We start from the raw sequence: 26,703 nt of genomic DNA, 5'->3' as shown, positions 1-26,703 counted from the left end.
GTGGCCGCGAGCTGGCGCAGCGATCCGCTCACCGCGTTCCGCGAGTCGGGCCGGGGCACCAAGATCGGCATCGCGCTCGGCGTCGTCCTGGTGCTGGTCGCCGGGTGGGTGCTGTGGTGGGGCTTCGATCGGCTGACCACCACCAGGATCACCGCCTATTTCGATCGCTCGGTGGGCATCTACGAGGGCTCCGACGTGCGCATCCTCGGCGTGCCGGTGGGCAGGGTCGAGTCAGTGGAGCCGATGGGCGACCAGGTGAAGATCGTGATGAGCGTCGACCGCGGATACGACGTGCCCGCCAACGCGCAAGCCGCACAGATCACCCCTTCGGTCGTCTCCGATCGCTTCATCCAGCTGACGCCGGTCTACCGCGGTGGCCCGAAAATGGAACGCAACGCGACGATTCCGCGGCAACGCACCGTCACCCCGGTCGAGGTGGACCAGCTCTACAAGAGCATCGCCGAGCTCAGCGACGCGCTCGGTCCGGACGGCGCCAACAAAGACGGCGCGGTGAACGAACTCGTGCGCACCTCGGCGGCCAACCTTTCCGGCAACGGTGAGGCGCTGGCCAACAGCATCACTCAGCTCTCGGCCGCGGCGAGGTACCTGTCCGAGGCGCGCGGCGACATCTTCGAGACCGTCAAGAACCTGCAGAACTTCGTGAGCATGCTGGCGAGAAACGATCAGCAGGTGCGCGAATTCAACAGCCAGCTGGCCGATCTGGCCGGATTCCTGGCCGACGAGCGGCAGAATCTCGGCGACGCGCTGCAACTGCTCTCGGTGGCGCTCGGCGACGTCGCGCGGTTCATCGACGACAACCGCGCGCTGGTCGCGGAGAACGCCGAGGCGCTGACCACCCTCACCAAGACGTTGGCCGACCAGCGCGACGATCTCGCCGCCGCGCTGCCGGTGATCCCGCTCGCGCTGAGCAACCTGATCAACATCCACAACGCGGAATCGGGAACCCTCGACATGCGGGCCAATTTCACCGACCTGCAGGACCCGTTCGGCGTGGTGTGCAAGATGCTCGACCTGTCGAAGCTGATGCCGGGCGATCCTCGCTTCGAGGCGCTCGGCCGTCAGATGCGCCCGGTCCTGGACCACTGCAAGGAGATCACCGACCAGATCACCGCCGGGGTGAAGACCCCGACGCTGATCCTGCCGTTCGGCATCCTCTCCGGCGAGAACCTGCAGCGCGATCCCGTGCCGGGCACCGTGCCCGGTACCCCGTCCAACCAGTTGCCGCCGTCCGAGCAGGGAGGTGAGCGATGAAGACGACCAAGCCGTTCGTCCGCGGGCTGTCGGCGGCGGCGCTCGCCGTCTCGGCCGCGCTGATCAGTTCGTGCGCCGCCGACGGCATCTACAGCGTGCCGCTGCCCGGCGGCGCCGACGTCGGCCCGCATCCGATCCACGTCGACATCCACTTCGACGATGTGCTCGACCTGGTGCCGCAGTCCGCGGTGAAGGTCGAGGGCGTGCCGGTGGGACGGGTCGAGGACATCGAGCTGGCGCAGAACGGCTGGACCGCCAGCGTCCGCACGCTGATCAACTCCTCCGTCGACCTGCCCGCCAATGCCAGGGCCGAGGTGCGGCAATCGAATCTGCTCGGCGAGAAGTTCATCGAGCTCTCCGCGCCCGCCGCGGACCCGGATCCGGCGAAGCTGGCCGACGGCGCGGTGATCCCGGTCGAGCACACCCGCCACGCCACCGAGATCGAGCAGGTGCTCGGCGCCATGTCGCTGCTGCTCAACGGCGGCGGTGTCGCACAGCTGCAACCCATCGTCACCGAGCTGAACAAGACGCTCGGCGGTCGCGAGGACCGGGTGCGCTCGCTGATCGAGCAGGCCAACACCCTGATCGGCGGGCTCGACGAGCAGGTCGACGACATCACCCGGGCCATCGACGGGCTCGCCGTGCTCAGCAGCCGGGTGAGCAGCCAGACCGAGCAGATCGCCAGGATTCTCGACGAGCTCCCCGAGGGCATCAGGATCCTGGAAGAGCAACGGCCCGAACTGATCGGTCTGCTCACCCAGCTGGACCGGGTGGGCCAGGCCGGTTTCGACGTGATCGACACCGCCAAGGACGACCTGATCCGCGACCTGAACTCGCTGCGGCCGACGCTGCAAGAGCTCGGCCGCGCCGCGCCGGACCTGGTGACCGCGTTCCCGCTGATCCCGACCTACCCGTTCCCCGACTCCTCGCTGGAGGGCACCTTCGGCGGCCAGGTCAACACCTGGCTGTCGGTGGACCAGCAGATCGGCGTCACGCTGAGCAATCTCGGTGTCGGCAAACCGGATCCGGTGTACATCCCGCCGCCGTACGGCCCGCCGGTGAACGTGGATCCGTCCAACCCGTACTACAACGGCAACGGCCCGCGCCCCGGCTGGCCCACGGTGTCGTTGATTCCGCTGCCGCCGACCATGGCGGTGCTGCCCGTGCCGGGCGCACCCGTGCCGAACCCGCTCGGGCCGCTGCTGGACCAGTTCGGCGTGACGCCTCCCGGCGGCGCCGAAGGAGGGGGTGAGCCGCGATGACCCGGCTCGTTCGCAACCAGCTGATCGTCTTCCTGGTGATCGCAGTGATCGGCGTGATCTTCGTCGGCGCCAAGTACATCCGGCTCGACCACATGCTCGGCTTCGGTGAGTACGACGTGCGGGTCGACGCGAAGCAGACCGGCGGCATCTACAAGGGCGCCGAGGTGACCTATCGCGGCGTTCCGGTCGGCCGGGTCGGCGGGGTGGAGCTCACCGACGAGGGCGTGAGCATGACGCTGGTCATCGACTCCGACTCGCCGCGCATCCCGGCCTCGGCGAAGGCCGTGGTGGCCAACCGGTCGGCCATCGGCGAGCAGTACGTCGACCTGCAGCCCGACAGCGACATCGGCCCGTATCTGAAGGACGGCTCGGTCATCGCAGGGGCGCAGACGCCGATCTCGGTGGAGCAGCTGGTCTCCAGCGTCGACCACTTCACCAGCACGGTGGATCTGGAGGCGTTGAACACCACCGTCACCGAACTGGGCAAGGCATTCGACGGCAAGGGCGACGACCTGCAGGTCTTCTTGCAGTCGCTGAACGAGTTCACCACCACGTTCCACGAGACGTTGCCGCAGACCATCCAGCTGATTCGCGACGGCAGGGTGGTGTTCGCCACCCAGGCCGAGCAGGGGGACGCGATCCGGCGGTTCAGCGACGGCCTGGACCGGCTCTCCGTGCAGCTGCGCGCCAGCGACCCCGCGATACGCAGGCTGATCGGCACCGGCACCGACGCGGGCGAACAGGTCGGCGCCCTGCTCGACGAGAGCGGCGGCGCGCTCACCGAGGACCTGGCCAACCTGCGTGTGCTGCTGCAGAGCATCTCGCCCAAGTTCTACGCGCTGCGGCCGCTGCTGCAGATGCTGCCGCAGTTGTCGCTCGGCGCGTCGGCGACCGCGCCCGGCGACGGCACCAGCCACTTCGGTCTGGTGCTCGAGACCAACAACCCGCCCGCCTGCACCGTCGGCTACGAGGGCACCCAGCGCATCCTCGACCAGATGAAGGCGCAGAACCCCGACTTCGACGACACCCGCGACGAGTTCCCGTTCAACAAGGACGCGAAATGCCTTGTGCCGTTCGGCAATCCGACCGCAGTCCGGGGCGGCGAGCGGGCCGATCTGGCCGATCCGAGTATCTCGCAACCGTGGGACGACAACCCCAAGGTCGACCCGGAGAAGCTGAACCTGAACCCGATCGCCGTGCAGCTCGCCACCCTGATGGGGGTCACGCCGAAGCGGTGACCAGGAAGGATGACGTTATGGTTGGCAGTCGTGAGCGAGCGCCAGCGAGTGAACCATCAACACAGCGTGCTAGGCACGGCTCAGCCGAGCGCCAGCGAGGCTGAGTCGTGACTTCTGATCAGTCCAAGGAATCGGTGTCCGCCGAGACCGGGTCCGCGGAAACCCCGGCTGCCGAGCCCTCGGCCGAGACCGCTGCGGGCCGTCCGCCGGTCGCGGTGACCGCGGTCGTGTTCGGAGCGCTCGTCGTCGCCCTGGTGGCCGCGCTGTGGCTCGGCGGCGGCTGGGTCCGCGCGGCGTTCTTCACCGACGGTCCGCGCGCCGACGCCCGCGATTCCGCGCTGGACGCCGCGCGCCAGGCCGCGATCAACATGACCTCGATGAACCTCGACGACGTGCCGGGCTCGCTCGCGCTGGCCAGGTCGTCGATGACCGGCCCGATCCTGGAGTCGGCCACGAAGAACCAGCAGCAGTCCGAGCAGATGGCCGCGCAGGCGGGCGTCGGGATGAAGTCCAAGGTGCTCGGTGCCTCGCTGACCGCGCTGAACAGCGAGCGGGACAAGGCGTCGGCGCTGGTGGTGCTCCAGGTGTCCGAGTCGAAGCCGGACAAGTCGGTCTCCGATTACCGGTACACGTGGAGCCTGGACATGACCAAGGACGGCGACGTCTGGAAGGCCGAGCAGGTCGCCTCGCTGACCCAGCCGGTGCTGCTGGAAGGCCCCGGCCCGACCGGGCTCGGGCAGCCGGGTGCGCAGTCGCCCGCCGCTCCCGCACCGACTCAGGGGGCGCCCGCGCAGGAGGGACCGCGATGACCGACCGCCGCCCCGTCAACCGCGTCACCCCCAAGCGGCGCACCGCGCAGCCCGCCGCGCGCCCCGTTCGCAAGCCCAAGGTCGCCTCCGCGCGTCCGCGCGACGTCCCGGCCCGCGACGAAAAGGCGAGCGCCGCCGCGAGCCGCCAGCGTCGTGTGTCGCGGCCCCGCGTTCCGTCCACCGGTTCCTGGGCTCCGGTCGCCGCCGCGCTCGTCGCGGTCGCGCTGCTCGCCGGATTCGCCGTCCTCGCCGCGCTGCGGCCCGGCGTGCCCGACGACAACCGGGCCTTCGTCGACACGAGCGCGACCGAGGAAGTGCGCGCCGCCGCCGACCATGCCCTGCGGACCATCTACGGGTACGACATCGCGACCATCGATGGCTACGAGGCCGCGGTACGCCAGGTGGTCACCGGCAGCATGCTGACCGACCTCGACAAGTTCGCCGGCACCACTGTCGACGCCATTCGACAGGCGCAGACCAGCGCCGATGCCAAGGCCGACCCGATCGGGGTGACGATGCTCACCGAGGATCGGGCGGAGCTGCTGGTGAACCTCGTGGTGAGCGCCACCAAGGACGGCGTCGCGCAGCAGAGCGTGGCGGGTCCGGTGGTGCTGCGCATGCAGAAGGTGGACGGTCGCTGGCTGGCCAGCGGCATCGTCGACCAGTGATCTTGGTCGGCGCCGCTGTATTCCGGCAGGGGCGGGTCGGTCCTGGCACTTGACGAGCTTCGCCCGACCCGTCACGCTATTCACAACAGCGGCAGCTGTCACAAGTGGTTTCAGCCGCCCCGTAGCTCTCGACGCAGCCAGCGATTCGGGTGCCGGGCATCGCCCGAGCGGGGTCGGCGAGCGGGCCGCTTGCCCACGGCGCCCCGGTGCGCTGACCCCACGGCGCGCCAGCGGCGTGGAGGATCACACGGGTGGTACTTTGACACCTCCGTGTCTAGGAGTGTAGGTTTGGACTTTGCGCTGGCTGCCTCCTGTCCATACCTCGATTCGCACACGTAAGTTTCGCCTTCCGGTGTTACTTCCGTTGTTGCCTGTTCGGGTTTCGTTCGGGTTGTGACCAGCGGAATTCGTAGCAGAAGCAAGCGACGGTCGCGGACCACCACGCGACGCGCGTGAGGTGCTGGAAGGACGCATCTTGGCAGTCTCCACCCAGACCAAGGCAGTTGCCGGTATCCCTGGAGCCCCTAAGCGGGTCTCCTTCGCGAAGATCCGTGAACCCTTGGAAGTGCCGGGTCTTCTCGATCTACAAACGGAATCGTTCTCCTGGTTGGTCGGTTCGTCGGAATGGCGTGAGCGCGCGGCCGCTCGCGGCGACGTCGGCCTAGTCGGTGGACTCGAGGAGGTGCTCGAGGAGCTTTCGCCGATCGAGGACTTCTCCGGCTCCATGTCCCTGTCCTTCTCGGACCCGCGCTTCGAAGAGGTCAAGGCCTCGATCGACGAGTGCAAAGAAAAGGACATGACCTACGCGGCGCCGTTGTTCGTCACCGCGGAGTTCATCAACAACAACACCGGTGAGATCAAGAGCCAGACGGTCTTCATGGGTGATTTCCCGATGATGACCGACAAGGGCACGTTCATCATCAACGGCACCGAGCGTGTCGTCGTCTCGCAGCTGGTCCGCTCGCCGGGCGTCTACTTCGATCACACGATCGACAAGGGCACCGAGAAGGACCTGCACAGCGTGCGCGTCATCCCGTCGCGCGGCGCGTGGCTGGAGTTCGATGTCGACAAGCGCGACACCGTCGGTGTGCGCATCGACCGCAAGCGGCGTCAGCCGGTCACCGTGCTGCTGAAGGCGCTGGGCTGGACCACCGAGGAGATCGTCGAGCGCTTCGGCTTCTCCGAGATCATGATGTCCACCCTGGAGAAGGACAACACCGCCGGTCAGGACGAGGCGCTGTTGGACATCTACCGCAAGCTGCGACCGGGCGAGCCGCCGACCAAGGAGTCCGCGCAGACCCTGCTGGAGAACCTGTTCTTCAAGGAGAAGCGCTACGACCTGGCTCGCGTCGGTCGCTACAAGATCAACAAGAAGCTGGGCATCCACCTCAACGAGCCGGTCATCGGTTCGGTGCTGACGAAGGAAGACATCGTCAGCACCATCGAGTACCTGGTGCGCCTGCACTCCGGCGACAAGGTCATGACCGCCCCGGGCGGCGAAGAGGTGCCGGTCGAGGTCGACGACATCGACCACTTCGGCAACCGTCGCCTGCGCACCGTCGGCGAGCTGATCCAGAACCAGATCCGGGTCGGCCTCTCCCGCATGGAGCGCGTCGTCCGCGAGCGCATGACCACCCAGGACGTCGAGGCCATCACGCCGCAGACCCTGATCAACATCCGCCCGGTCGTCGCCGCGATCAAGGAGTTCTTCGGAACCTCCCAGCTGTCGCAGTTCATGGACCAGAACAACCCGCTGTCGGGTCTGACCCACAAGCGCCGCCTCTCGGCGCTGGGCCCGGGTGGTCTGTCCCGTGAGCGCGCCGGCCTGGAAGTCCGAGACGTCCACCCGTCGCACTACGGCCGCATGTGCCCGATCGAGACCCCGGAAGGCCCGAACATCGGCCTGATCGGCTCGCTGTCGGTGTACGCGCGGGTCAACCCGTTCGGCTTCATCGAGACGCCGTACCGCAAGGTCGTCGAGGGCCGGGTCACCGACGAGGTCAAGTACCTCACCGCCGACGAGGAGGACCGCGAGGTCCGCGCCCAGGCGAACTCGCCGGTGGACGCCGACGGCAACTTCCTCGAGGAGCGGGTGCTCGCGCGCCGCGGCAACGAGGAGATGGAGTTCGTCGCCCCGACCGAGGTGACCTACATGGACGTATCGCCGCGCCAGATGGTGTCGGTCGCGACCGCCATGATCCCGTTCCTCGAGCACGACGACGCCAACCGTGCCCTCATGGGCGCGAACATGCAGCGTCAGGCCGTGCCGCTGATCCGTTCCGAGGCCCCGATCGTGGGTACCGGCATGGAGCTGCGCGCCGCGACCGACGCAGGCGATGTCGTGGTGAACGAGAAGGCCGGCGTGGTCGAGGAGGTCTCCGCCGACTACGTCACCGTCATGGCCGACGACGGCACCCGCAAGTCCTACCGGATGCGCAAGTTCGCGCGCTCCAACCAGGGCACCTGCTCCAACCAGCGGCCGATCGTGGACGAGGGTCAGCGGGTGGAGCGGGGCCAGGTCCTGGCCGACGGTCCGTGCACCGAGAACGGTGAGATGGCCCTCGGCAAGAACCTGCTCGTGGCGATCATGCCGTGGGAAGGCCACAACTACGAGGACGCGATCATCCTGTCGCAGCGCCTCGTGGAAGAGGACGTCCTCACCTCGATCCACATCGAAGAGCACGAGATCGACGCCCGCGACACCAAGCTGGGCGCCGAGGAGATCACCCGGGACATCCCGAACGTCTCCGACGAGGTGCTCGCCGACCTGGACGAGCGCGGCATCGTGCGCATCGGCGCCGAGGTTCGCGACGGCGACATCCTGGTCGGCAAGGTCACCCCGAAGGGCGAGACCGAGCTGACCCCCGAGGAGCGGCTGCTCCGCGCGATCTTCGGTGAGAAGGCGCGCGAGGTCCGCGACACCTCGCTGAAGGTGCCGCACGGCGAGTCCGGCAAGGTCATCGGCATCCGCGTGTTCTCGCGCGAGGACGACGACGATCTGCCTCCGGGCGTCAACGAGCTGGTCCGCGTGTACGTCGCGCAGAAGCGCAAGATCCAGGACGGCGACAAGCTCGCCGGTCGCCACGGCAACAAGGGCGTCATCGGCAAGATCCTGCCGACCGAGGACATGCCGTTCCTGCCGGACGGCACCCCGGTGGACATCATCCTGAACACCCACGGTGTGCCCCGTCGTATGAACATCGGCCAGATCCTGGAGACCCACCTGGGCTGGATCGGCAAGGCGGGCTGGCAGGTCGACGGCAACCCGGACTGGGCGGCGAACCTGCCGGAGGAGATGTTCGGCGCGCCCGCCGACTCGAACATCGCCACCCCGGTGTTCGACGGCGCTCGCGAGGAGGAGCTGACCGGTCTGCTCGCCTCGACCCTGCCGAACCGCGACGGCGAACGCATGGTCGACGACAACGGCAAGGCCACCCTGTTCGACGGCCGCTCCGGCGAGCCGTTCCCGTACCCGGTGGCCGTGGGCTACATGTACATCCTGAAGCTGCACCACCTGGTCGACGACAAGATCCACGCGCGTTCGACCGGCCCGTACTCGATGATCACCCAGCAGCCGCTCGGTGGTAAGGCGCAGTTCGGTGGTCAGCGCTTCGGTGAGATGGAGTGCTGGGCGATGCAGGCCTACGGCGCTGCCTACACCCTGCAGGAACTGCTCACCATCAAGTCCGACGACGTCGTGGGCCGCGTGAAGGTCTACGAGGCGATCGTGAAGGGCGAGAACATTCCGGAGCCGGGCATTCCGGAGTCGTTCAAGGTGCTCCTCAAGGAACTCCAGTCGCTGTGCCTCAACGTCGAGGTGCTGTCTTCCGACGGCGCCGCGATCGAGTTGCGCGAAGGCGAGGACGAGGACCTGGAGCGCGCCGCGGCGAACCTGGGCATCAACCTGTCCAGGAACGAAGCGGCCACCGTCGACGATTTGGCGAACTAGGCGGTCGGGCGCGGAGGAACTCGGTCACCGACGACATCCGCGCCCATCGCGAACAACCAACTAGTGAACTTTTGCTCGAATTCGACCCGCACAGGGGAAAGGAAGTTACGTGCTAGACGTCAACTTCTTCGATGAACTCCGGATCGGCCTTGCCACCGCCGAAGACATCCGCCAGTGGTCCTATGGCGAGGTGAAGAAGCCGGAGACCATCAACTACCGCACGCTGAAGCCGGAGAAGGACGGCCTCTTCTGCGAGAAGATCTTCGGTCCCACCCGGGACTGGGAGTGCTACTGCGGTAAGTACAAGCGTGTCCGCTTCAAGGGCATCATCTGTGAGCGCTGTGGCGTCGAGGTCACCCGCGCCAAGGTGCGCCGTGAGCGGATGGGCCACATCGAGCTGGCCGCGCCGGTCACGCACATCTGGTACTTCAAGGGCGTGCCGTCGCGCCTGGGCTACCTGCTCGACCTGGCGCCGAAGGATCTGGAAAAGATCATCTACTTCGCCGCCTACGTCATCGTCGGCGTCGACGACGAGCTGCGCCACAACGAGCTCTCCACGCTCGAAGCCGAGATGGAGGTCGAGAAGAAGGCCGTCGCCGATCAGCGTGACGCCGACCTCGAGGCCCGCGCGCAGAAGCTGGAAGCCGACCTGGCCGAGCTGGAGGCGGAGGGCGCCAAGTCCGACGTGCGCCGCAAGGTCAAGGACGGCGGCGAGCGCGAGATGCGCCAGCTCCGTGATCGGTCCCAGCGCGAGCTGGACCGGCTCGAGGAGATCTGGAACACCTTCACCAAGCTGGCCCCGAAGCAGCTCATCGTGGACGAGGTGCTCTACCGCGAGCTGACCGACCGCTACGGCGAGTACTTCACCGGCGCCATGGGTGCGGAGTCCATCCAGAAGCTGATGGAGAACTTCGACATCGAGGCCGAGGCCGAGAACCTGCGCGAGACCATTCGCACCGGTAAGGGCCAGAAGAAGCTGCGCGCGCTCAAGCGGCTCAAGGTCGTCGCGGCCTTCCAGACCAACGGCAACTCGCCGATGGGCATGGTGCTCGACGCCGTTCCGGTGATCCCGCCGGAACTGCGCCCGATGGTTCAGCTCGACGGTGGCCGCTTCGCTACCTCCGACCTGAACGACCTGTACCGTCGCGTGATCAACCGCAACAACCGCCTCAAGCGACTGATCGACCTCGGCGCGCCCGAGATCATCGTCAACAACGAGAAGCGGATGCTGCAGGAGTCCGTCGACGCCCTGTTCGACAACGGCCGCCGCGGCCGTCCGGTCACCGGGCCGGGCAACCGTCCGCTCAAGTCGCTGTCCGACCTGCTCAAGGGCAAGCAGGGCCGCTTCCGTCAGAACCTGCTCGGTAAGCGCGTCGACTACTCGGGCCGTTCGGTCATCGTCGTCGGTCCGCAGCTGAAGCTGCACCAGTGCGGTCTGCCCAAGCTGATGGCGCTGGAGCTGTTCAAGCCGTTCGTGATGAAGCGCCTGGTCGACCTGAACCACGCGCAGAACATCAAGTCCGCCAAGCGGATGGTCGAGCGGCAGCGGCCGCAGGTGTGGGACGTCCTCGAAGAGGTCATCGCCGAACACCCCGTGCTGCTGAACCGTGCGCCCACCCTGCACCGCCTCGGCATCCAGGCCTTCGAGCCGCAGCTGGTCGAAGGCAAGGCCATCCAGCTGCACCCGCTGGTCTGTGAGGCGTTCAACGCCGACTTCGACGGTGACCAGATGGCCGTGCACCTGCCGCTGTCGGCGGAGGCGCAGGCCGAGGCCCGCATCCTGATGCTGTCCTCGAACAACATCCTGTCGCCCGCGTCGGGTCGTCCGCTCGCCATGCCGCGTCTCGACATGGTGACCGGCCTGTACTACCTGACCCGTCAGGTCGACGGCGCCAAGGGCGAGTACAAGCCCGCGACGAAGGACGAGCCTGAGTTCGGCGTGTACTCCTCGCCCGCCGAGGCGCAGATGGCTGTCGACCGCGGCGAGCTGACCGTGCGCTCCCAGATCAAGGTGCGGCTCACCACCCAGCGTCCGCCGAAGGAAGTCGAGGCGGAGCTGTTCCCGGAGGGCTGGCAGCGCGGCGACGCGTGGACCACCGAGACCACGCTGGGCCGGGTGCTGTTCAACGAGCTGCTGCCCGCGGACTACGCGTTCATCAACGAGCAGATGCCGAAGAAGCGGCAGGCGACGATCATCAACGATCTCGCCGAGCGCTACCCGATGATCGTGGTTGCGCAGACCGTCGACAAGCTCAAGGACGCCGGCTTCTACTGGGCCACGCGTTCGGGTGTCACCGTCTCCATGTCGGACGTTCTCGTTCCGCCGGAGAAGGCCGAGATCATGGAGCGCTACGAGGCGCAGTCGGATCAGATCGAGAAGAAGTACCAGCGTGGTGCGCTCGATCACCAGGAGCGCAACAACGCCCTGGTCAAGATCTGGCAGGAGGCGACCGAAGAGGTCGGTAAGGCGCTGCGCGCGCACTACCCGGCCGACAACCCGATCATCACGATCGTCGACTCGGGCGCCACGGGTAACTTCACCCAGACTCGTACCCTCGCGGGTATGAAGGGCCTGGTGACGAACCCGAAGGGTGAGTTCATCCCGCGGCCGATCAAGTCCTCCTTCCGTGAGGGCCTGACGGTTCTGGAGTACTTCATCAACACCCACGGTGCTCGTAAGGGTCTGGCCGACACCGCGCTTCGTACCGCCGACTCGGGTTACCTGACCCGTCGTCTGGTGGACGTCTCGCAGGACGTCATCGTGCGCGAGCACGACTGTGGCACCGAGCGCGGCATCGTCGTGCCGATCGCCGAGAAGCAGCTCGACGGCGTCATCATCCGCGACGCGCACGTGGAGACCTCCGCGTACGCCCGCACCCTGGCCGCCGACGCGCTGGACGTGTCCGGCAACGTCGTGGTCACGAAGGGCGCCGACCTCGGCGACCCGGCCATCGAGGCGCTGCTCGACGCGGGTATCACCGAGGTGAAGGTCCGCTCCGTGCTGACCTGCACCACCGGCACCGGCGTGTGCGCGACCTGCTACGGCCGCTCCATGGCGACCGGCAAGCTGGTCGACATCGGTGAGGCCGTCGGTATCGTCGCCGCGCAGTCCATCGGTGAGCCCGGTACCCAGCTGACCATGCGTACCTTCCACCAGGGTGGTGTCGCGGGTGACGACATCACCGGTGGTCTGCCGCGTGTTCAGGAGCTCTTCGAGGCTCGCGTGCCCAAGGGCAAGGCGCCGATCGCCGAGGTCTCGGGTCGCGTGCGGCTCGAGGACGACGACCGCTTCTACAAGATCACCATCATCCCGGACGACGGTGGTGAAGAGGTTGTCTACGACAAGCTCTCGAAGCGTCAGCGTCTGCGTGTGTTCAAGCACGACGACGGCACCGAGCGTCTGCTCTCCGACGGTGACCACGTCGAGGTCGGCCAGCAGCTGCTGGAAGGCGCGGCGGATCCGCACGAGGTGCTGCGCGTGATGGGCCCCCGTCAGGTGCAGATCCACCTGGTCCACGAGGTCCAGGAGGTCTACCGCTCGCAGGGTGTGTCGATCCACGACAAGCACATCGAGGTCATCGTGCGCCAGATGCTGCGTCGCGTGACGATCATCGATTCGGGCGCCACGGAGTTCCTGCCCGGCTCGCTCACCGAGCGTTCCGAGTTCGAGTCCTCCAACCGCCGCGTGGTCTCCGAGGGCCGCGAGCCCGCTTCGGGCCGCCCGGTGCTGATGGGTATCACCAAGGCGTCGCTGGCCACCGATTCGTGGCTGTCGGCGGCGTCCTTCCAGGAGACCACTCGAGTCCTGACGGACGCGGCGATCAACTGCCGCTCCGACAAGCTCATCGGTCTCAAGGAGAACGTGATCATCGGCAAGCTGATCCCGGCCGGAACCGGTATCAACCGCTACCGGAACATCCAGGTGCAGCCGACCGAAGAGGCTCGTGCCGCGGCGTACGCGGTGCCGTCCTACGACGACACCTACTACAGCCCGGACAGCTTCGGCGCCACCACCGGTGCCGCGGTCCCGCTGGACGACTACGGTTTCAGCGACTACCGGTAATCGGTAGCCGCCGATAGCCTTCGGCCCCCGCTCCTTTCCGGAGCGGGGGCCGTTCGCGTTTCCCGGCGACCCGAGGACAGCCCAGATTTTTGATGTCGCTCCTGAAATAAGTTGGCGCAGTTAGGATGTGGCACGGCTTGGCGCTGGTTCGGTGTCGGGGCGGCCCGGACGGCTGAGTGTGCGAAGGGGGCGCGTTCGTGGGCGGCAGTGCGTTGAAATGGAATTGGGGACGGCGGGGGGCCGTGCGCGGGAGGACGGCGGCGGGGGCGGTGGTGAGTTTGGTTGTGTCGGTGGCGTTCTGCTTGGGGACGGCCGCGCTGTGGGAGGCGGAGCTGCAACAGGACACGCCTGGCGCGGGGCCGGTGACGTCGGTGATCGGGCCGCCGCCGCAAGGGATTCCGGTCGCGTTGCCGAGGGAGGTGCCGCGGCGGCCCACGGTGCGGTTGGTACGCGATGGCGCGCCGGGGCCGGTGGCCGGTCGGACATACGGCCCGGATACGCGCCTCACGCCGATGCGCGGTCTGCGCGGTATGCCGTTCGATTTCGACGTTCCGGAAACCTGGGGATGCATCGGCGGCAGCAAGCGGCTGCGGGCCGATGTGGTGTGGACGTGCGCCGACGAGCGCGGTGGCAGTCGCGCGGGCGGCTGGATCGGCGTGCACTCCTGTCTCGCACCCTGTGGTGATATCGAGCAGGCCGGTTTCCGAGCCGAACTGATAGGCGCGGAATCACGCTGGCGCGCAACCGATCCCACGACCGCCTTCACGGAATCCGCAGCCGACATCGACGGCGAGCCCAGGCTGCGTGTCGCGATGACCTATGCCTTCGCTGCCGACACCGCCGGCCCCGTCGACACCCTCGCCTTCGCCAGATTGACCGGCCCACCCGCGACCCTGGACAGCCTGCTCCACCTGATCAACGAGGTCCGCCTGCGCGCCGCTGGGTGAACGACCTCGAAGCGCGGTCCGCGAGGCCACCGCGGCGGGCTCTCTCGTCCGGTCCGAATCCGAGATCGACCGCCGCCGTACCTCGCCGCATCGCACGCCTGCTCGGCGACGCTCGCGACGGGCAGCGCGCCGTCTTCGCCGAGCTCACCGCCGGTCGGCCGACCGAGGACCGCCGCTTCAGGGTCTGTCTTCAGCGCTCGAGCGCCGACATCCACGACTGACCGACTCTGTTAGATCACACCCAATTACCTTGACGCCCTTCAGAAGCCGCCCGGCGACCGGTAAGTTGTCGGCGGACAAACCGGACATTGCGAACCGGACGGCGCGACAGGAAGCACAGGATGAGGATCGGCAGAATCACCGCGACGGCGTTGCTGGCACTGGCGGCCACCGGAATCAGCGCGGGCGTCGTGCACGCCGAACCCGCGGACCGGCCCGCGCAGACCGCACCGGCCGCGGCGGCGCTGAATCTCGGCGGCGTCTTCCACGAGATCGGCTACCGCGTCGCCGTCTCCGAGGATCGGCGCTCCACCGTGACCACGCTCGAGGAAGGCCGCTTCGGCCTGGTCGGCGACAACCGGATCGTCACCATCGCCGACCGCACCGGCCAGGTCGTCGCCGCCCTGCCGATGACCCTGCACATCGAGGGTCACCGCATCGACCTCACCCCGCTCGTGAACGAAGCGGGCACCGAGCTGACCCTCGCGCCCGCCGCGACGTCGGACGCTCCGGTGCGTGAGATCAGCTCGCAGGAGCGCTTCTTCGCCGAAGCCGAGAAGGCCATGCCGCAGATCTTGGCGGGCGCGGCGATCGGCGCGGGCATCGGCTTCCTGGTCGGATTCCCGCTGGGTCTGTTCGTGCTCGACTTCATCACCGTCCCGATCACGACGGTCGTCGGCGGCGTGATCGGCGCGTTCGCCGGGCTCTACCAGGCAGGCGGCCAGCCCGCGATCGACGCGGCCCAGGCGTACCTCACCGGTCAGCCCTGATTCAGCGACGCTCGGTCGAGGGCGTGGGCCTGAAATCTTGCGTCCCGACCACCCGCAACAGTTCCAGCTTCTCGGCGGCGTCGGTCCCCGGTCGCGGCAGGTAGACCAGCAGGCGCTGGGCCGCGTTCGGGGTGAGCAGCGTTTCGCACACGGTGTCGATCAACCCGACCACCGGGTGCACGATGCGCTTGGTGTCCGAGAGCCGGACCGCGACCTCGTGTTCGGTCCACAGCCGCTCGAATTCGGCGCTCGCCGCGCGCAGCGCCCCGATGAACTCGGTGACGTCTGCGTCCCCGGCGCGGCGGGCGGCGGTGGCGCGCAGATCCGCGACGTGCTGTCGACTCAGGCGATCCCAGTCCTCCTCCGGGAAGCGCCCGCGCGAGGCGGAGTCGGCGAACCAGCCCCAGGCGTAGTAGCGGTCCAGACCCCGGCTGCCCGCGCGATCGCCGACGAGCAGCGTGTGCATCCGGTTCTGCACGAGCACCTCGCCCAGATCGGTGACCACGGCCGCCGGGGTGTCGTCGAGCTTGGCCAGCATGTGCAGCAGTCCGGGGCCGACGTGCTTGTCGCCGAGCGCGGGGCCAGGCGGCTGGTGTCCGCACAGGTGGTAGAGGTGGTCGCGCTCGTCGTTGCTGAATCGCAGCGTCCGCGCCAGCGACGCCAGCACCTGGGTGGACGGCCGCGGGCCGCGCGCCTGCTCCAGCCGCGTGTAGTAGTCGGTGGACATACCGGCCAGCAACGCCACCTCGTCGCGGCGCAGCCCGGGAGTGCGACGGCGCACGCCGGGTGGCAGGCCGACCTCCGCGGGCGTGAGCTGTTCGCGGCGGCGGCGCAGGAAGTCGGCCAGTTCGGAACGGTCCATCACTCCACTGTCGCGGATTTCGGCCGGACGGGCCAGGGATCGCCGATCCCCCGATAAGCGATCTCTGCCGGATACCGGACGCGCAGGTCAGAGTGGATACATGACGAAATCCACGATCGAGAAGACCACGCTCGGCGCCACCGGACCCACGGTCGGCCGCCTCGGGCTCGGCGCCATGGGTATGTCGGGCATGTACGGCGCGGCCGACGACGCCGAGTCCATCGCCACCATCCACGCCGCCCTCGATTCGGGCGCCGACCTCATCGACACCGGCGACTTCTACGGCGCGGGCCACAACGAGATGCTGATCGGCAAAGCCATCGCGGACCGCCGCCGCGAGGACATTCGGCTCAGTGTGAAGTTCGGCGTGCTGCGCGGGCCGGGTGGAACTTGGGGCGGCCTCGACAACCGTCCGGTCGCGCTCCGCAACTACCTCACCTACACGTTGCAGCGCCTCGGGGTCGACTACGTCGACATTTATCGGCCCGCGCGGCTCGATCCCGCCGTCCCGATCGAGGACACGGTCGGCGCTCTCGCCGAGCTGGTAGAGGCGGGCTACGTCCGGCACATCGGCCTGTCCGAGGTCGGCGCGGAGACGCTGCGCCGCGCCGCCGCCGTGCATCCGATCGCCGACCTACAGATCGAGTACTCGCTCGTCTCGCGCGGCATCGAAGCCGAGACCCTGCCCGTCGCACGGGAACTCGGCATCGGCATCACCGCCTACGGTGTGCTGTCGCGCGGCCTGCTCAGCGATACCGTGCGCACGCGCGAGAGCTTCGGCGCGGACGACTTCCGCGCACACAGCCCGCGCTTCCAGGGCGAGAACCTCACGCGCAACCTGCGATTGGTCGACGCGTTGGCGAAGATCGCCGCCGCCAAGGAGGTCGCGGTCGCGCAGCTGGCGATCGCCTGGGTCCTCGCCAGGGGCTCGGACATCGTGCCGATCATCGGCGCGCGGCGCAGGCAGCGCTGGGCGGAAGCGCTCGGTGCGCTCGACATCCGGCTCGACGCCGACGAATTGGCGAGCATCGAGGCAGCCGTGCCCCAGGACCAGGTCGCCGGGGAGAGGTACGCGGCCGCGCAAATGGAGATGCTGGACAGCGAACGGTGAAGACCGGTGTGGGCCAAGAGGGTAGCCCGCCGCCCTAAGTCCTTCTCGGGCGGATGACGGCGGTGAACGTCGCCGCCGCAACGGGCTTTCCCGAGTCGTCCGCGATCTGGACGGGCACCTCCAGCTCCACCGCGACACGTCCCGCGATATCCGCGCGCAGGCGCTCGACGGTGCCCGCGGTGAATTCCGATGTCGCGCGGAAGGGTCCCGCCACGCCCTTGGCCCGCGCCAGGTATTCGATGCGTCCGTCGCGGGCGACGATGAACGTCTCGCCCATCAGATCGACGATGCCCGAGACGGCGGCGCCCATCGCGGCGGTCTCGGCCAGGCCGAAGAGCACGGCCGCGTGCAGATCGCCGTTGTGGTTGAGGTGTTCCGGGCGCGGATCGATGGACACGACATTGCGTCCGGCATCGAACTCCACGCCTTCGATTCCGGCGTACTGAATGAACCCCAGCTTCTGGAATCCGGCCATCACCAGATCCCCCATGGTCGCGCTGTCCATCCGAACTCCCGCCGAGACGTCGTCACTGAAACGCGTTCTATTTTTATCGCCTCGAACCCGGCTTGTCCACAATTTCCACGCGGGTCTTGACTCGGGCGGCGCGCACTCGCAATACTGAACCTGATGGTTCAGTATGACTTCCTGGACGCCTCGTTCGGGGCGCTGGCGGACCCCACCCGGCGTGGGATTCTCGAGCGCCTCGGCAGCGGGCCCGCGACCGTCAGCGAACTGGCCGAGCGTTTCGAGATGACCCTCACCGGCATCAAGAAGCACATCCGGCTGCTGGAGGACGCGGGTATGGTCGTCACGGAGAAGCGGGGCCGGGTCAGGTATTGCCGACTCGGCGACAACGTCTTCGACCGCGAAGTGGCGTGGCTGCAGGGTTATCGGCGGATGGTGGAAGCCCGGATGGACCGTCTCGGTGAATTCCTCGAACGAACGGAGCCAGACACATGAGCACGACAACCCGCGATGCCGACATCACCACCCCCGTCGACCGGGAGATCCACATCGAGCGGATCTTCGACGCCCCGCTGGACCGGGTGTGGGACGCCTACAGCCGGATCGAGCAGCTGGTCCAGTGGTGGGCGCAGGGCAAGCGATTCGACGTGGAGCGCTGGGAGTTCCGCAAGGGCGGCCACTACCGCTTCGTCGACCACTCCGAGGGCGGCCCGCACGGCTTCGAGGGGCGCTTCCGTGAGATCACCCCGAAGGAGCGGATCGTGCAGTCCTTCGAATGGGACGGCATGCCCGCCCACGTCGCCATCGACGCCACCACCTTCGTCGACCTCGGCGACGGCCGCACCAAGGTCGTCACCGTGAGCCAGTTCCACACGCCGCAGGAGCGCGACGGCATGCTGCAGTCCGGGATGTCCGAAGGGCTCAATGCCAGCTACCGGGCGCTGGACGAACTGCTCGCCGAGTCTGCCTGAGCCGAGGCGTCTGCGGCCCCCGCGATCGGGCGGGGGCCGGGCGGCCGGAGAACGAAATCCCCGGCGCGGTGCGCATTTCGAGAGCCCTCAGGCGCGCTCCGCGCCGATGCGCCGCTTGCGCGGCTTCAGGTGCAGAGCTGGCATCGGCGGGGCCGGAATGCGTTGGTCGGGCGGATGTCCCGCGATCGGGGCGAAGCGCTCGACCCGGCGGTTCTCCCAATCCTCCCGGGCCGCGACGATCTCTTCGTGGCTGCGCCCCACGAAGTTCCACCACATCACGAGTTCCTCGCCGAACGGCTCGCCGCCGATCAGCGCGAGATGCGCCCCGGTGCCGCTCGCCAGCCGCAGCTCGGCCCGATCGGAACCGAGGTAGAGCAGCGGGCCCGGCTTCACCTCGGTATCGGCGGCGGTCACCTCGCCCTCGATCACCAGCAGCGCGTGCTCGAAGGCCGGGTCGAGCGGAATGATGATCTCGGCGCCGGGATCGACCCGCACATCGGCGCCCACGATCGGGGTGTAGGCCATGGCGGGCGAGGTCAGCCCGGCGAAGGAGCCGATCAGCACGATGGCGCGCACGCCGTCGGCCTCGTAGACCGGCAGGTCGCGATGCTGCTCGAAATGCGGATCGACCGCGGCGCGGTGGCCGGGCAGTGCGATCCACAGTTGCAGGCCGTGGCCCGCGGGCGCGTCGGGATCGCCGTACTCGGAATGCGCGATGCCGCGACCGGAGGTCATCAGGTTCAGCTGGCCGGGGTTGATCTCCACATCGGAACCCACCGAGTCCCGATGCCGGATGCGACCCTCGAACGGCCAGGTCACCGTCTGCAAACCGATGTGCGGGTGCGGATCGATATCCGGCGGCGCGCCGGTCTTGGTGACCGTGGGGGAGCCGAAATGATCGAGGAAGCACCACGCTCCGACGGTCGGCAGATCCCGTTGCGGCAGCACCCGTTCCACGAACACCCCGCGCACGCCGCCCAGCGGCACCTCGCGCGCCGGGTAGAGCTCGGCGACCGGGCCGGGACCCGGCGTCGGCTGGCACACCGATTCCGCGGGATGCGGATCGAGATCGCTCATGTCTGCGCCTCGCTGACGCTCGGCTCCGGCATGCGCGATGCGCGCTGGCACACGATTCGCTCACTACGTTCGCTCATGCCTGCACCTCGCTGACGCTCGGCTCCGGCATGCGCGATGCGCGCTGGCACATGATTCGCTCACTCCGTTCGCTCATGCCTGCGCCTCTCCCGCGTTCGAGAGGACGGCGACTCGCGCGTTCATCGCTGGATGCCCTTGCCGACCACGTGCGGGTCGTACTCCGGGTGCTTGTCGACGAAGCCCTTGATGAACGGGCAGTGCGCGGTGATGGTGCGCCCGCGCGCGACCACATCGTCGAGGGCTTCCTTGGCGAGCGTGCTGCCGAGGCCCTTGCCGCCGAAGGCCTTGTCGATCTCGGTGTGGACGAAGTCGGTGTCGTTGTCGCGTTCGATGTACTCGGTGAAGCCGGCCAGTTCGCCGCCGTAGTAGATCTCGTAGCGGTTCTGCTCGGCGTTGCGCGCGACCTTGGTCTCCGCGAGATCGGTCATGGTTGCCTCCTCCTTGTGCGCCCGGACCGGGTGCTTGCTCATGATCGACACACGGTTGAAGGCGCCGATCGTGGTGGCGACCCAGACGACTGCCGACATCTGGTCATCGGACAAGTGCTCTCGTGCTGAAGCGTACTCACGCTCGACCGCCGCCTCATCGGGCAAAAGGGCGGTGACCTCGGCGAGGGCGAGCGCGGCCCGATCTCGCGGGGAGTACGGGCCGCCGCGGCGCCAGCCGGGCAGGACCGCGATCTCCTGCTCGGTGGCGCCCGCCCGCAGCGCGGCGCGGTAGTGGACGTCCAAGCAGTGCGAACAGCCGTTGAGCTGGGAAACCCGGAGATTGACCAGCTCGACGAGCCTACGGTCGAGCCCGGCCGCCTCGGCGGCGGCCCTGACCTCTTTCGCCGTGGCGAGCAGGGCGCGGTAGGCGCGAGGCGTCTGTTTGTCGACCCACACCCGATTCTCGGGGTTCATGACGACGGATGATAGTCGCGATTGGTTGACGTGTCACCCTTGGTCGACGGTGGCACCACCCACCTGTTCGTCCGAGCCGGGCGGCCGAGGCTGCCGCCCGGCTCGAACGACGCGGCGGGTGGGACTACTCCCGGCCCGCGGACGTGAAAGTCATGTCCGCGTACCGGTTTCCGGCCACCTGCGCCGCGATCGGCTCGAGCGTCGCGAGCTCGTCGGCGGACAGCGTCAGCGTCGCGGCGGCCACGTTCTCTGCCAGCCGCGTGCGGCTGCGGGTGCCGGGGATCGGGATCACCGGCAGGCCGTGCGCGACCGCCCTGCTGTGCACCCAGGCCAGCGCGACCTGCGCGGGCGTCACGCCGCGAGCCTCGGCGATGGCGCGCACCGGGGCGAGCAGTTCGGCGTTGCGTGGCGCGTTGTCGCCGGTGAAGCGCGGCATCGCCCTGCGGAAGTCGTTCGCGTCGGCCAATTCGCCCGCCGCCGCGAAGGATCCGGTCAGGAAGCCGCGGCCGAGCGGCGAATACGGCACGAAGGCGACGCCGAGTTCGGCGGCGGCCGGCACCGCGGTGTTCTCCACGTCCCTGGAGAACAGCGACCACTCCGACTGCACCGCGACGATCGGATGCACGGCATGCGCCGCGCGCAGCTCCGCGCCGGTCACCTCGGAGAGCCCGAGCGCACGCACCTTGCCCGCCGCGACGAGTTCGGCCATGACGCCGACGGTGTCCTCGATCGGCACCCGCACATCGCGACGGTGCATGTAGTACAGGTCGATGACGTCGATGCCCAGCCTGCGCAGGCTGGCGTCCACCGAGGCGCGGATGTACTCGGGGGAGTTGTCGAGGCCGCGATAGGTGGGGTCGTCCGCCTTGCGGACGATGCCGAATTTGGTGGCCAGCACCACGCGATCGCGGTTGGCCCGCACGAAATCGGCGAGGAACTCCTCGTTGTGGCCCGAGCCGTAGACATCGGCCGTGTCGAACAGGGTGACGCCGAGTTCCAGCGCCCGATCCAACGTCGCTCGCGACTCGGTGAGATCGGACGGACCGTAGAACTCGCTCATGCCCATGCAGCCCAGGCCCTGCGTCCCGACTTGGATGCCGTCGGCGCCCAGCGCGGCGGTGGGGAGCGTGTCGGTCGTGGTCATGCCTTGATCCCTTCGCTGTCGTGCGTGGTGAGCGCGGCCGGCCGGATCGCGGCGGATCTGCCTTCGTAGATGGCGATCTTGTAATCCAGCACGGCCACGGTGTTCTGCAGTTCGGCGATCTTGGCGAGCGCCTCGGCGCGGGTATCGCGGAACATCGCGAGCCGCTCCGGGAAGGTGGAGTCACCGGCGCGCACCAGCTCCGCGTAGCGGAGCATGTCGGCGACCGACATGCCGGTGGTGCGGAGCCGCCCGATCAGCTCGAGCCATTCCAGATCCCGGTCGCTGAACCGGCGCTTACCGGTGTGGTCGCGGCCGATGTAATCCATCAACCCGATCCGCTCGTACCAGCGCAGCGTGTCGCGGCTCAGGCCCGATCGCTCGGCGGCCTCGCCGATCGAGTACTTCGGCCGTTCCCGTTCGTTGTCACCCTCGTGACGTGCCGTCATGGCCACCGGTCTCGCCCCTCTCGTCGAACACGGACGACGCTAGTCACCTGGAGTGCACTCCAAGCAAGACCGATTCTGCCAACCGCGCGAGTGGTCGGCATCGGAGCCGCCGCCGACCGCACGTGGCGACAGGCTTACGAAGGGCTCAGTTGTACTTCGGCAACTCCTGGACGGCCCACTTGTTGCCGTCGGGGTCGCTGAAGAAGGTGAACAGGCCCCAGCCCATGTCCTGGACCGGCGTGGCGTCCACACCCGCCTCGACCAACTGCTGGTAGGCCTTCTCGGCGCTGGAGACCACCATCTGCATGCCCTCGACGCTGCCGGGCGCCGCCTCGGTGATGCCACGCCCGATACAGATCGAACAGCCCGATCCCGGCGGCGTCAGCTGCACGAAGCGAATGTCCTCGCTGGGCGAATGGTCGTGATCGGCGTGGAAACCGATGCTGGTGTAGAAGTCCTTGGCCCGATCGATGTCGGTGACCGGGATGGCGACGAGTTCGATTTTCCAATCCATCGCGTCAGCATCCCACCGCTCACCGACACGGGGACCGATATCGCGGGTCACGGGTCGCCGGGCGCAAACGCGCCTACCCTGGTGGCATGCCTGGAAAGGAAATCGACCGGATCCGGGCCCGCTCGGCCTGGGCCACGGTCAAAGAGAGTCCTGTGATCACCGCGATCGCGGTGGCGCCGTTCGTCGTCGTGCTCGGTGTTGTCTGGTGGCTGACAAACGGATTCGTCGCGTTCCTGCTACTGATCCTGCTCGGCGTCGGCCTCGTCGTCGGCGGCAAACTGCTGCGGTGAGCGCGAGCTCGCCTCAGCGGGGAATGTGGAAGCGCACGAGTTCGCCGGTGCCCGGGTCGATATCGGACCAGGGGCGATCGAATTCGAGCACCGCCATGGCCGAGGTGGGGAACTTCCTGCTCAGCTCGACGGCCTGGTTGGACGTGCGATTGGCTGCCAGTTCCCATGCGGTCCACGGCATCCCGGGCGCGTGACCGATCAGCAGCAGGGTCTCGACGTCGTCGTCGCTGAGCTGGATCAGTTCGATCAGGGTCCGCGGCGAGGCCTCGTAGATGCCGCGCTCGTAGACGACCGGCGCGGTGATGCCCGTCGCGGCCAGGGTTTCGCGGGTCCGCACCGCCGTCGAACAGCGCACCGCGTCGATCGGTGGCTGGGTTTCGCGCAGCCATTCGCCCGCCAGCCCGGCCTCCCGCTGCCCGCGCGGTGCGAGCGGGCGCTCGTGATCGCCGACGCCGTCCGGATAGCTGGACTTGCCGTGCCGCATCAGGATCAGGGTCCGCACCATGGCAATACCGTAAGCCTCCGCCCGTTACCTCGGTGTGATAGGCACGTAGGTGGTCCGAAGAGAGGCGTACGCCACTCTCGAGGCACACTGAAAGCGGCGTCACATCTCGCTATCCGCCCTGTGACACCGCGGACCACCTCAACCCGTTGGTGGCACCAGCCCACGTACATCTTCGAGGATCTGCACAATATGGCCTACGTAATCACGCAGCGTTGTTGCAACGACGCCAGCTGCGTCTCCGAGTGCCCGGTCGACTGCATTCGTCCCACGCCGGACCAGCCGGAGTTCGCGACGACCGAAATGCTCTACATCGACCCGGACACCTGCATCGACTGCGGCGCCTGTGTGGACGCGTGCCCGGTCGAGGCCATCTACCCCGAGGACGACCTGACGGCCTCGCTCGCACGGTTCCGCGACATCAATGCCGACTATTTCGAACGGCACCCGCTCGAATCCAACTTCGACCCGATCGTGGCGCCGCAGCGTCCGCCGAAGGAACTCGGCAGATTGCGCGTGGCGATCGTCGGCGCCGGGCCCGCGGCCTGCTACGCCGCCGACGAGCTCATGCGCCGCTGCGACGTCGAGGTCGAGATGTTCGACCGGCTGCCGACGCCGTGGGGTCTGGTGCGCGCCGGCGTCGCCCCCGACCATCCCGTCACCAAGACGGTCTCGGGCATGTTCGAGTCCGCGTTCCGCCGCGAGGCGCTGCAGTACTACCTGAACGTCGAGGTGGGCACGCACATCTCGCACGAAGAGCTGCTCCAGCACCACCACGCGGTGATCTACGCGGTCGGCGCGGCCAGCGACCGTCACATGAACATCCCCGGCGAGGATCTGCCGGGCAGCCACTCGGCCACCGAGTTCGTCGCCTGGTACAACGGCCACCCCGATTACGCCGACCGGCACTTCGACCTGTCCGGTGAGCGCGCGGTGATCGTCGGCAACGGCAACGTCGCGCTGGACGTGGCGCGGGTGCTCACCGTCGACCCGGACGAACTCGCCAAGACCGATATCGCCGACCACGCGCTGGATGCCTTGCGCCGCAGCAACATCCGCGAGGTCGTCGTGCTCGGCAGGCGCGGCCCGCTGCAAGCGGCCTACACCTCGCCGGAGTTCCTCGCGCTCACCCACCTGAAGGGCGTGGACGTGGTCGTCGACCAGGCCGAGCTCGAGCTCGACCCGGCCAGCCGCGCGCTGCTGGACGATCCGGACGTGGAGCCCTCGCTGCAGCTGAAGTACACCCTCGCCGAGGAATACGCCGCGGGCCGCCGCGACCCGGCCAACAAGCGGATCGTCTTCCGCTACCTGGCCTCGCCGACCGCGCTCACCGGCGACGAGCGTGTCGAGGGCATCGAATTCGTGGCCAACGAACTGGTCGAGGAGGGCGGCCAGCTGGTGGCGCGCGCGACCGACCGGACCGACCGGCTGGACGCGTCGCTGGTGCTGCGCTCCATCGGTTACCGCGGCCAGCCGGTCGCGGGCCTACCGTTCGACGAGCGCCGCGCCGTGGTGCCCAACGAGCACGGCCGGGTGCTCGGCGAGGACGGCGTCCCGCTGCCCGGCGTGTACGTCAGCGGCTGGATCAAGCGCGGACCGCGCGGGGTCATCGGCACGAACCGCATCGACTCCGAGGAGACCGTCGAGCAGCTCGTCAACGATTTCATCGCGGGCAAACTCGCTGTGCCGCAGGGCGATCGGGACGCGCTGAAGGCGCTCGTCGCGCAGCGGCAGGCCGACCTCGTCGATCGCTCGGGCTGGAAGTCCATCGATCAGGCGGAGAAGTCGGCGGGCAAGTCCGCCGGACGTCCGCGGGTCAAGTTCACCACCCGGGAGGATCTGCTCAAGGCCGCCCGCGGCTGAGTCACGGAGCCGGTCGGGGCCCATGCGGTCCCGGCCGGCCGGTCAAGCGGGCAGCGGCATGATGCGGACGACAGTCGTGGTCGTCCCGCCGACCACGAACCACAGCCGCAGCACCGGATGTCCGGTGCGGTCACCGGGTTCGTAGCGGCTGCGCACGCTGATGTGCTGGCGCGCGAGCACCGGGGCGACGTACTCGATCACCGCGCGGTGCGGCCCCGCGACCAGCTTCGGATAGTCCACCAGGAATTGCTCCACCGCCTGCCAGTAACAGGCGTTGTTCACGTGGTTGTACTGGTCGATATCGGTGGCCCGCACCGGAAAAGGCAGATCGGTGTCCGACTCGGGGGGAGTCGGGTCGAGCAGATAGGGCCGCCACCGCAGCCGGTGCTCGCTCGCGGTCTTCGCCAGGTAGGACAGGCCGTCGTCGCTGATCCGGGTCGGCCGGTTGGTCGATTCGTTGATGTTGATCCAGAAGCCCTCTGTCTCGATGAGCCCGCCGTTGTCGCTGGTGATTCGCACTCGCATGTTCGACCACCGGGTCGACATGCTCGAACACCAGCGCAGCAGATGCACCGTGTCCGGCCACACGATCGGCCGGATGACGTCGATGACGGTGCGGCGCACGATCCAGCTCGGATCAGACCGGTGCAGGAACGTGTGATGTAGCTGTTCCCAAGCGATATCCTGCAGGTATCTGGCGACGGCGTCGAACCTCAATCGGTCGTACGGATCCACATCGCCAGCCCGTACCGGCCACGCCGAGGCATAGCCCATGCCCTCCTGGCTCAGCGGGGCGAGTGGCTGATCGAGTGACACTGGTGCTCCTCGCGCTGCACGTTGTGCCGCGTCTTCTTGCGGTGCTGTTGTGAGACGACTTTACGGGGCGTACGTCACACCCTCGCGTCGAGCCGCCTGTACTCATTGGTAGGCGAATACCTGGCAACACCCCGCAACCATGCCTGCCCCAGCCATTGTCCCAGGCGGAGAGCGGCGGCCGCCGTCGATCGCCGAGTACGGTGCCGCCCAGCGCGGGTATCGGTACTATCCGGTGCAGGGCCGAGGGGAGGGGCACGGTTGAAACCGCTGGGGTACCGATGCCGACCTGGCCGCCCTGCCACCCGAACTCCGCCAGCTCATCGAACCCTGCCTGCGCAAGGACCCGCAGTCCCGCCCCACTTCCGCCCAAATTCTCGACTACCTAGGCCCCCTCACATCCCAGCCCTACCCCTGGCCGACCGCCGTCCACGAGGTCATCCGCCAATCCGCCGAGCTCTCCGCCC

22 protein-coding genes and 2 pseudogenes are annotated in these 26,703 nt (G+C 68.1%); 14 read left to right on the top strand and 10 right to left on the bottom strand.

Annotated elements, in window-relative coordinates:
• The 9 genes from ACRWNM_RS08805 (at nucleotide 1) to ACRWNM_RS08765 (ending at nucleotide 15,197) form a co-directional block, all read left to right on the top strand.
• Nucleotides 1-1,272: an MCE family protein gene (locus ACRWNM_RS08805; RefSeq protein ID WP_431965332.1), complete on the top strand. Its 1,272-nt coding sequence runs from the start codon at nucleotides 1-3 to the stop codon at nucleotides 1,270-1,272.
• Nucleotides 1,269-2,534, top strand: coding sequence for an MCE family protein (locus ACRWNM_RS08800; protein WP_431965330.1), 1,266 nt, complete (start codon nucleotides 1,269-1,271; stop codon nucleotides 2,532-2,534). The genes ACRWNM_RS08805 and ACRWNM_RS08800 overlap by 4 nt, the downstream gene beginning before the upstream one ends.
• Entirely contained in the window at nucleotides 2,531-3,772 is a 1,242-nt protein-coding gene (locus ACRWNM_RS08795) for an MCE family protein (protein ID WP_431965328.1), read from the top strand. Before ACRWNM_RS08800 ends, ACRWNM_RS08795 begins: the two co-directional genes overlap by 4 nt.
• A gap of 107 nt (nucleotides 3,773-3,879) precedes the next feature.
• Nucleotides 3,880-4,581 (top strand): hypothetical protein, encoded by a 702-nt coding sequence (locus ACRWNM_RS08790; RefSeq protein WP_431965326.1) that lies wholly within the window; start codon nucleotides 3,880-3,882, stop codon nucleotides 4,579-4,581.
• Complete coding sequence (locus tag ACRWNM_RS08785; RefSeq protein ID WP_431965324.1) at nucleotides 4,578-5,249, top strand: hypothetical protein; 672 nt, start codon at nucleotides 4,578-4,580, stop codon at nucleotides 5,247-5,249. The genes ACRWNM_RS08790 and ACRWNM_RS08785 overlap by 4 nt, the downstream gene beginning before the upstream one ends.
• Nucleotides 5,250-5,706: 457 nt before the next feature.
• Entirely contained in the window at nucleotides 5,707-9,198 is a 3,492-nt protein-coding gene (locus tag ACRWNM_RS08780) for a DNA-directed RNA polymerase subunit beta (RefSeq protein ID WP_431965322.1), read from the top strand.
• A 109-nt stretch (nucleotides 9,199-9,307) separates the two neighbouring features.
• Nucleotides 9,308-13,261 (top strand): DNA-directed RNA polymerase subunit beta', encoded by a 3,954-nt coding sequence (locus ACRWNM_RS08775; RefSeq protein ID WP_431965320.1) that lies wholly within the window; start codon nucleotides 9,308-9,310, stop codon nucleotides 13,259-13,261.
• A 272-nt stretch (nucleotides 13,262-13,533) separates the two neighbouring features.
• The gene (locus ACRWNM_RS08770) at nucleotides 13,534-14,208 is read left to right on the top strand and encodes a hypothetical protein (protein WP_431965318.1); all 675 of its coding nucleotides are present in this window, start codon (nucleotides 13,534-13,536) and stop codon (nucleotides 14,206-14,208) included.
• A gap of 341 nt (nucleotides 14,209-14,549) precedes the next feature.
• The gene (locus tag ACRWNM_RS08765) at nucleotides 14,550-15,197 is read left to right on the top strand and encodes a hypothetical protein (RefSeq protein ID WP_431965316.1); all 648 of its coding nucleotides are present in this window, start codon (nucleotides 14,550-14,552) and stop codon (nucleotides 15,195-15,197) included.
• Nucleotide 15,198: 1 nt separating this feature from the next.
• Here ACRWNM_RS08765 and ACRWNM_RS08760 read toward each other — a convergent pair whose 3' ends face one another.
• On the bottom strand, nucleotides 15,199-16,059 hold the full coding sequence (locus ACRWNM_RS08760) for a helix-turn-helix transcriptional regulator (protein WP_431965314.1): 861 nt from the start codon (nucleotides 16,057-16,059) through the stop codon (nucleotides 15,199-15,201).
• Between the two features lie 100 nt (nucleotides 16,060-16,159).
• Here ACRWNM_RS08760 and ACRWNM_RS08755 point away from each other — a divergent pair, with 100 nt between their 5' ends.
• On the top strand, nucleotides 16,160-17,170 hold the full coding sequence (locus tag ACRWNM_RS08755) for an aldo/keto reductase (RefSeq protein ID WP_431965312.1): 1,011 nt from the start codon (nucleotides 16,160-16,162) through the stop codon (nucleotides 17,168-17,170).
• Nucleotides 17,171-17,204: 34 nt separating this feature from the next.
• Here the strand turns inward: ACRWNM_RS08755 and ACRWNM_RS08750 are convergent, their stop codons facing one another.
• Complete coding sequence (locus ACRWNM_RS08750; protein WP_431965310.1) at nucleotides 17,205-17,675, bottom strand: PaaI family thioesterase; 471 nt, start codon at nucleotides 17,673-17,675, stop codon at nucleotides 17,205-17,207.
• A 123-nt stretch (nucleotides 17,676-17,798) separates the two neighbouring features.
• Between ACRWNM_RS08750 and ACRWNM_RS08745 the strand changes: the two genes are divergently transcribed.
• The gene (locus ACRWNM_RS08745; RefSeq protein WP_357458616.1) at nucleotides 17,799-18,131 is read left to right on the top strand and encodes an ArsR/SmtB family transcription factor; all 333 of its coding nucleotides are present in this window, start codon (nucleotides 17,799-17,801) and stop codon (nucleotides 18,129-18,131) included.
• Entirely contained in the window at nucleotides 18,128-18,607 is a 480-nt protein-coding gene (locus tag ACRWNM_RS08740; protein WP_431965308.1) for an SRPBCC family protein, read from the top strand. Before ACRWNM_RS08745 ends, ACRWNM_RS08740 begins: the two co-directional genes overlap by 4 nt.
• Before the next feature lie 87 nt (nucleotides 18,608-18,694).
• On the opposite strand, the gene ACRWNM_RS08735 is transcribed toward ACRWNM_RS08740, so the two are convergent.
• The 6 genes and pseudogenes from ACRWNM_RS08735 to ACRWNM_RS08710 form a co-directional block, all read right to left on the bottom strand.
• Nucleotides 18,695-19,684, bottom strand: a complete 990-nt coding sequence (locus tag ACRWNM_RS08735) for a pirin family protein (RefSeq protein ID WP_431965306.1) — start codon at nucleotides 19,682-19,684, stop codon at nucleotides 18,695-18,697.
• A gap of 197 nt (nucleotides 19,685-19,881) precedes the next feature.
• Nucleotides 19,882-20,151 (bottom strand): annotated as a pseudogene (locus tag ACRWNM_RS08730) (GNAT family N-acetyltransferase); the annotation flags it as partial.
• Between the two features lie 60 nt (nucleotides 20,152-20,211).
• Nucleotides 20,212-20,664: pseudogene (locus ACRWNM_RS08725) on the bottom strand (carboxymuconolactone decarboxylase family protein); the annotation flags it as partial.
• A 124-nt stretch (nucleotides 20,665-20,788) separates the two neighbouring features.
• Nucleotides 20,789-21,808, bottom strand: coding sequence for an aldo/keto reductase (locus ACRWNM_RS08720; protein ID WP_431965304.1), 1,020 nt, complete (start codon nucleotides 21,806-21,808; stop codon nucleotides 20,789-20,791).
• The gene (locus ACRWNM_RS08715) at nucleotides 21,805-22,254 is read right to left on the bottom strand and encodes a MerR family transcriptional regulator (protein WP_431965302.1); all 450 of its coding nucleotides are present in this window, start codon (nucleotides 22,252-22,254) and stop codon (nucleotides 21,805-21,807) included. The genes ACRWNM_RS08720 and ACRWNM_RS08715 overlap by 4 nt, the downstream gene beginning before the upstream one ends.
• A 145-nt stretch (nucleotides 22,255-22,399) precedes the next feature.
• Nucleotides 22,400-22,768 (bottom strand): VOC family protein, encoded by a 369-nt coding sequence (locus ACRWNM_RS08710; RefSeq protein WP_431965300.1) that lies wholly within the window; start codon nucleotides 22,766-22,768, stop codon nucleotides 22,400-22,402.
• A gap of 86 nt (nucleotides 22,769-22,854) precedes the next feature.
• Here ACRWNM_RS08710 and ACRWNM_RS08705 point away from each other — a divergent pair, with 86 nt between their 5' ends.
• Complete coding sequence (locus ACRWNM_RS08705) at nucleotides 22,855-23,058, top strand: hypothetical protein (RefSeq protein WP_431965298.1); 204 nt, start codon at nucleotides 22,855-22,857, stop codon at nucleotides 23,056-23,058.
• 13 nt (nucleotides 23,059-23,071) lie between these two features.
• Here the strand turns inward: ACRWNM_RS08705 and ACRWNM_RS08700 are convergent, their stop codons facing one another.
• Nucleotides 23,072-23,563, bottom strand: a complete 492-nt coding sequence (locus tag ACRWNM_RS08700; protein ID WP_431965296.1) for a SixA phosphatase family protein — start codon at nucleotides 23,561-23,563, stop codon at nucleotides 23,072-23,074.
• A gap of 189 nt (nucleotides 23,564-23,752) precedes the next feature.
• Here ACRWNM_RS08700 and ACRWNM_RS08695 point away from each other — a divergent pair, with 189 nt between their 5' ends.
• Nucleotides 23,753-25,423 (top strand): FAD-dependent oxidoreductase, encoded by a 1,671-nt coding sequence (locus ACRWNM_RS08695; RefSeq protein WP_431965294.1) that lies wholly within the window; start codon nucleotides 23,753-23,755, stop codon nucleotides 25,421-25,423.
• 42 nt (nucleotides 25,424-25,465) lie between these two features.
• Here the strand turns inward: ACRWNM_RS08695 and ACRWNM_RS08690 are convergent, their stop codons facing one another.
• Entirely contained in the window at nucleotides 25,466-26,239 is a 774-nt protein-coding gene (locus tag ACRWNM_RS08690) for an acyl-[acyl-carrier-protein] thioesterase (RefSeq protein WP_431965292.1), read from the bottom strand.
• Nucleotides 26,240-26,703: the final 464 nt, after the last annotated feature.

Origin of the sequence: Nocardia sp. bgisy134 (assembly GCF_965341865.1) — a bacterium.
Classification (GTDB): Bacteria; Actinomycetota; Actinomycetes; order Mycobacteriales; family Mycobacteriaceae; genus Nocardia.
The sequence above is the reverse complement of the archived record's forward strand: the minus strand, read 5'-3'. Positions and strand labels throughout refer to the sequence as shown.

Excerpts from the sequence above, each read along its gene's own strand:
- ACRWNM_RS08800 (WP_431965330.1), top strand. The coding sequence starts at position 1,269 with ATGAAGACGACCAAGCCGTTCGTCCGCGGGCTGTCGGCGGCGGCGCTC.
- ACRWNM_RS08795 (WP_431965328.1), top strand. The coding sequence starts at position 2,531 with ATGACCCGGCTCGTTCGCAACCAGCTGATCGTCTTCCTGGTGATCGCA.
- ACRWNM_RS08785 (WP_431965324.1), top strand. The coding sequence starts at position 4,578 with ATGACCGACCGCCGCCCCGTCAACCGCGTCACCCCCAAGCGGCGCACC.
- ACRWNM_RS08765 (WP_431965316.1), top strand. The coding sequence starts at position 14,550 with ATGAGGATCGGCAGAATCACCGCGACGGCGTTGCTGGCACTGGCGGCC.
- ACRWNM_RS08760 (WP_431965314.1), bottom strand. The coding sequence starts at position 16,059 with ATGGACCGTTCCGAACTGGCCGACTTCCTGCGCCGCCGCCGCGAACAG.
- ACRWNM_RS08755 (WP_431965312.1), top strand. The coding sequence starts at position 16,160 with ATGACGAAATCCACGATCGAGAAGACCACGCTCGGCGCCACCGGACCC.
- ACRWNM_RS08750 (WP_431965310.1), bottom strand. The coding sequence starts at position 17,675 with ATGGACAGCGCGACCATGGGGGATCTGGTGATGGCCGGATTCCAGAAG.
- ACRWNM_RS08745 (WP_357458616.1), top strand. The coding sequence starts at position 17,799 with ATGGTTCAGTATGACTTCCTGGACGCCTCGTTCGGGGCGCTGGCGGAC.
- ACRWNM_RS08740 (WP_431965308.1), top strand. The coding sequence starts at position 18,128 with ATGAGCACGACAACCCGCGATGCCGACATCACCACCCCCGTCGACCGG.
- ACRWNM_RS08735 (WP_431965306.1), bottom strand. The coding sequence starts at position 19,684 with ATGAGCGATCTCGATCCGCATCCCGCGGAATCGGTGTGCCAGCCGACG.
- ACRWNM_RS08720 (WP_431965304.1), bottom strand. The coding sequence starts at position 21,808 with ATGACCACGACCGACACGCTCCCCACCGCCGCGCTGGGCGCCGACGGC.
- ACRWNM_RS08715 (WP_431965302.1), bottom strand. The coding sequence starts at position 22,254 with ATGACGGCACGTCACGAGGGTGACAACGAACGGGAACGGCCGAAGTAC.
- ACRWNM_RS08710 (WP_431965300.1), bottom strand. The coding sequence starts at position 22,768 with ATGGATTGGAAAATCGAACTCGTCGCCATCCCGGTCACCGACATCGAT.
- ACRWNM_RS08705 (WP_431965298.1), top strand. The coding sequence starts at position 22,855 with ATGCCTGGAAAGGAAATCGACCGGATCCGGGCCCGCTCGGCCTGGGCC.
- ACRWNM_RS08700 (WP_431965296.1), bottom strand. The coding sequence starts at position 23,563 with ATGGTGCGGACCCTGATCCTGATGCGGCACGGCAAGTCCAGCTATCCG.
- ACRWNM_RS08695 (WP_431965294.1), top strand. The coding sequence starts at position 23,753 with ATGGCCTACGTAATCACGCAGCGTTGTTGCAACGACGCCAGCTGCGTC.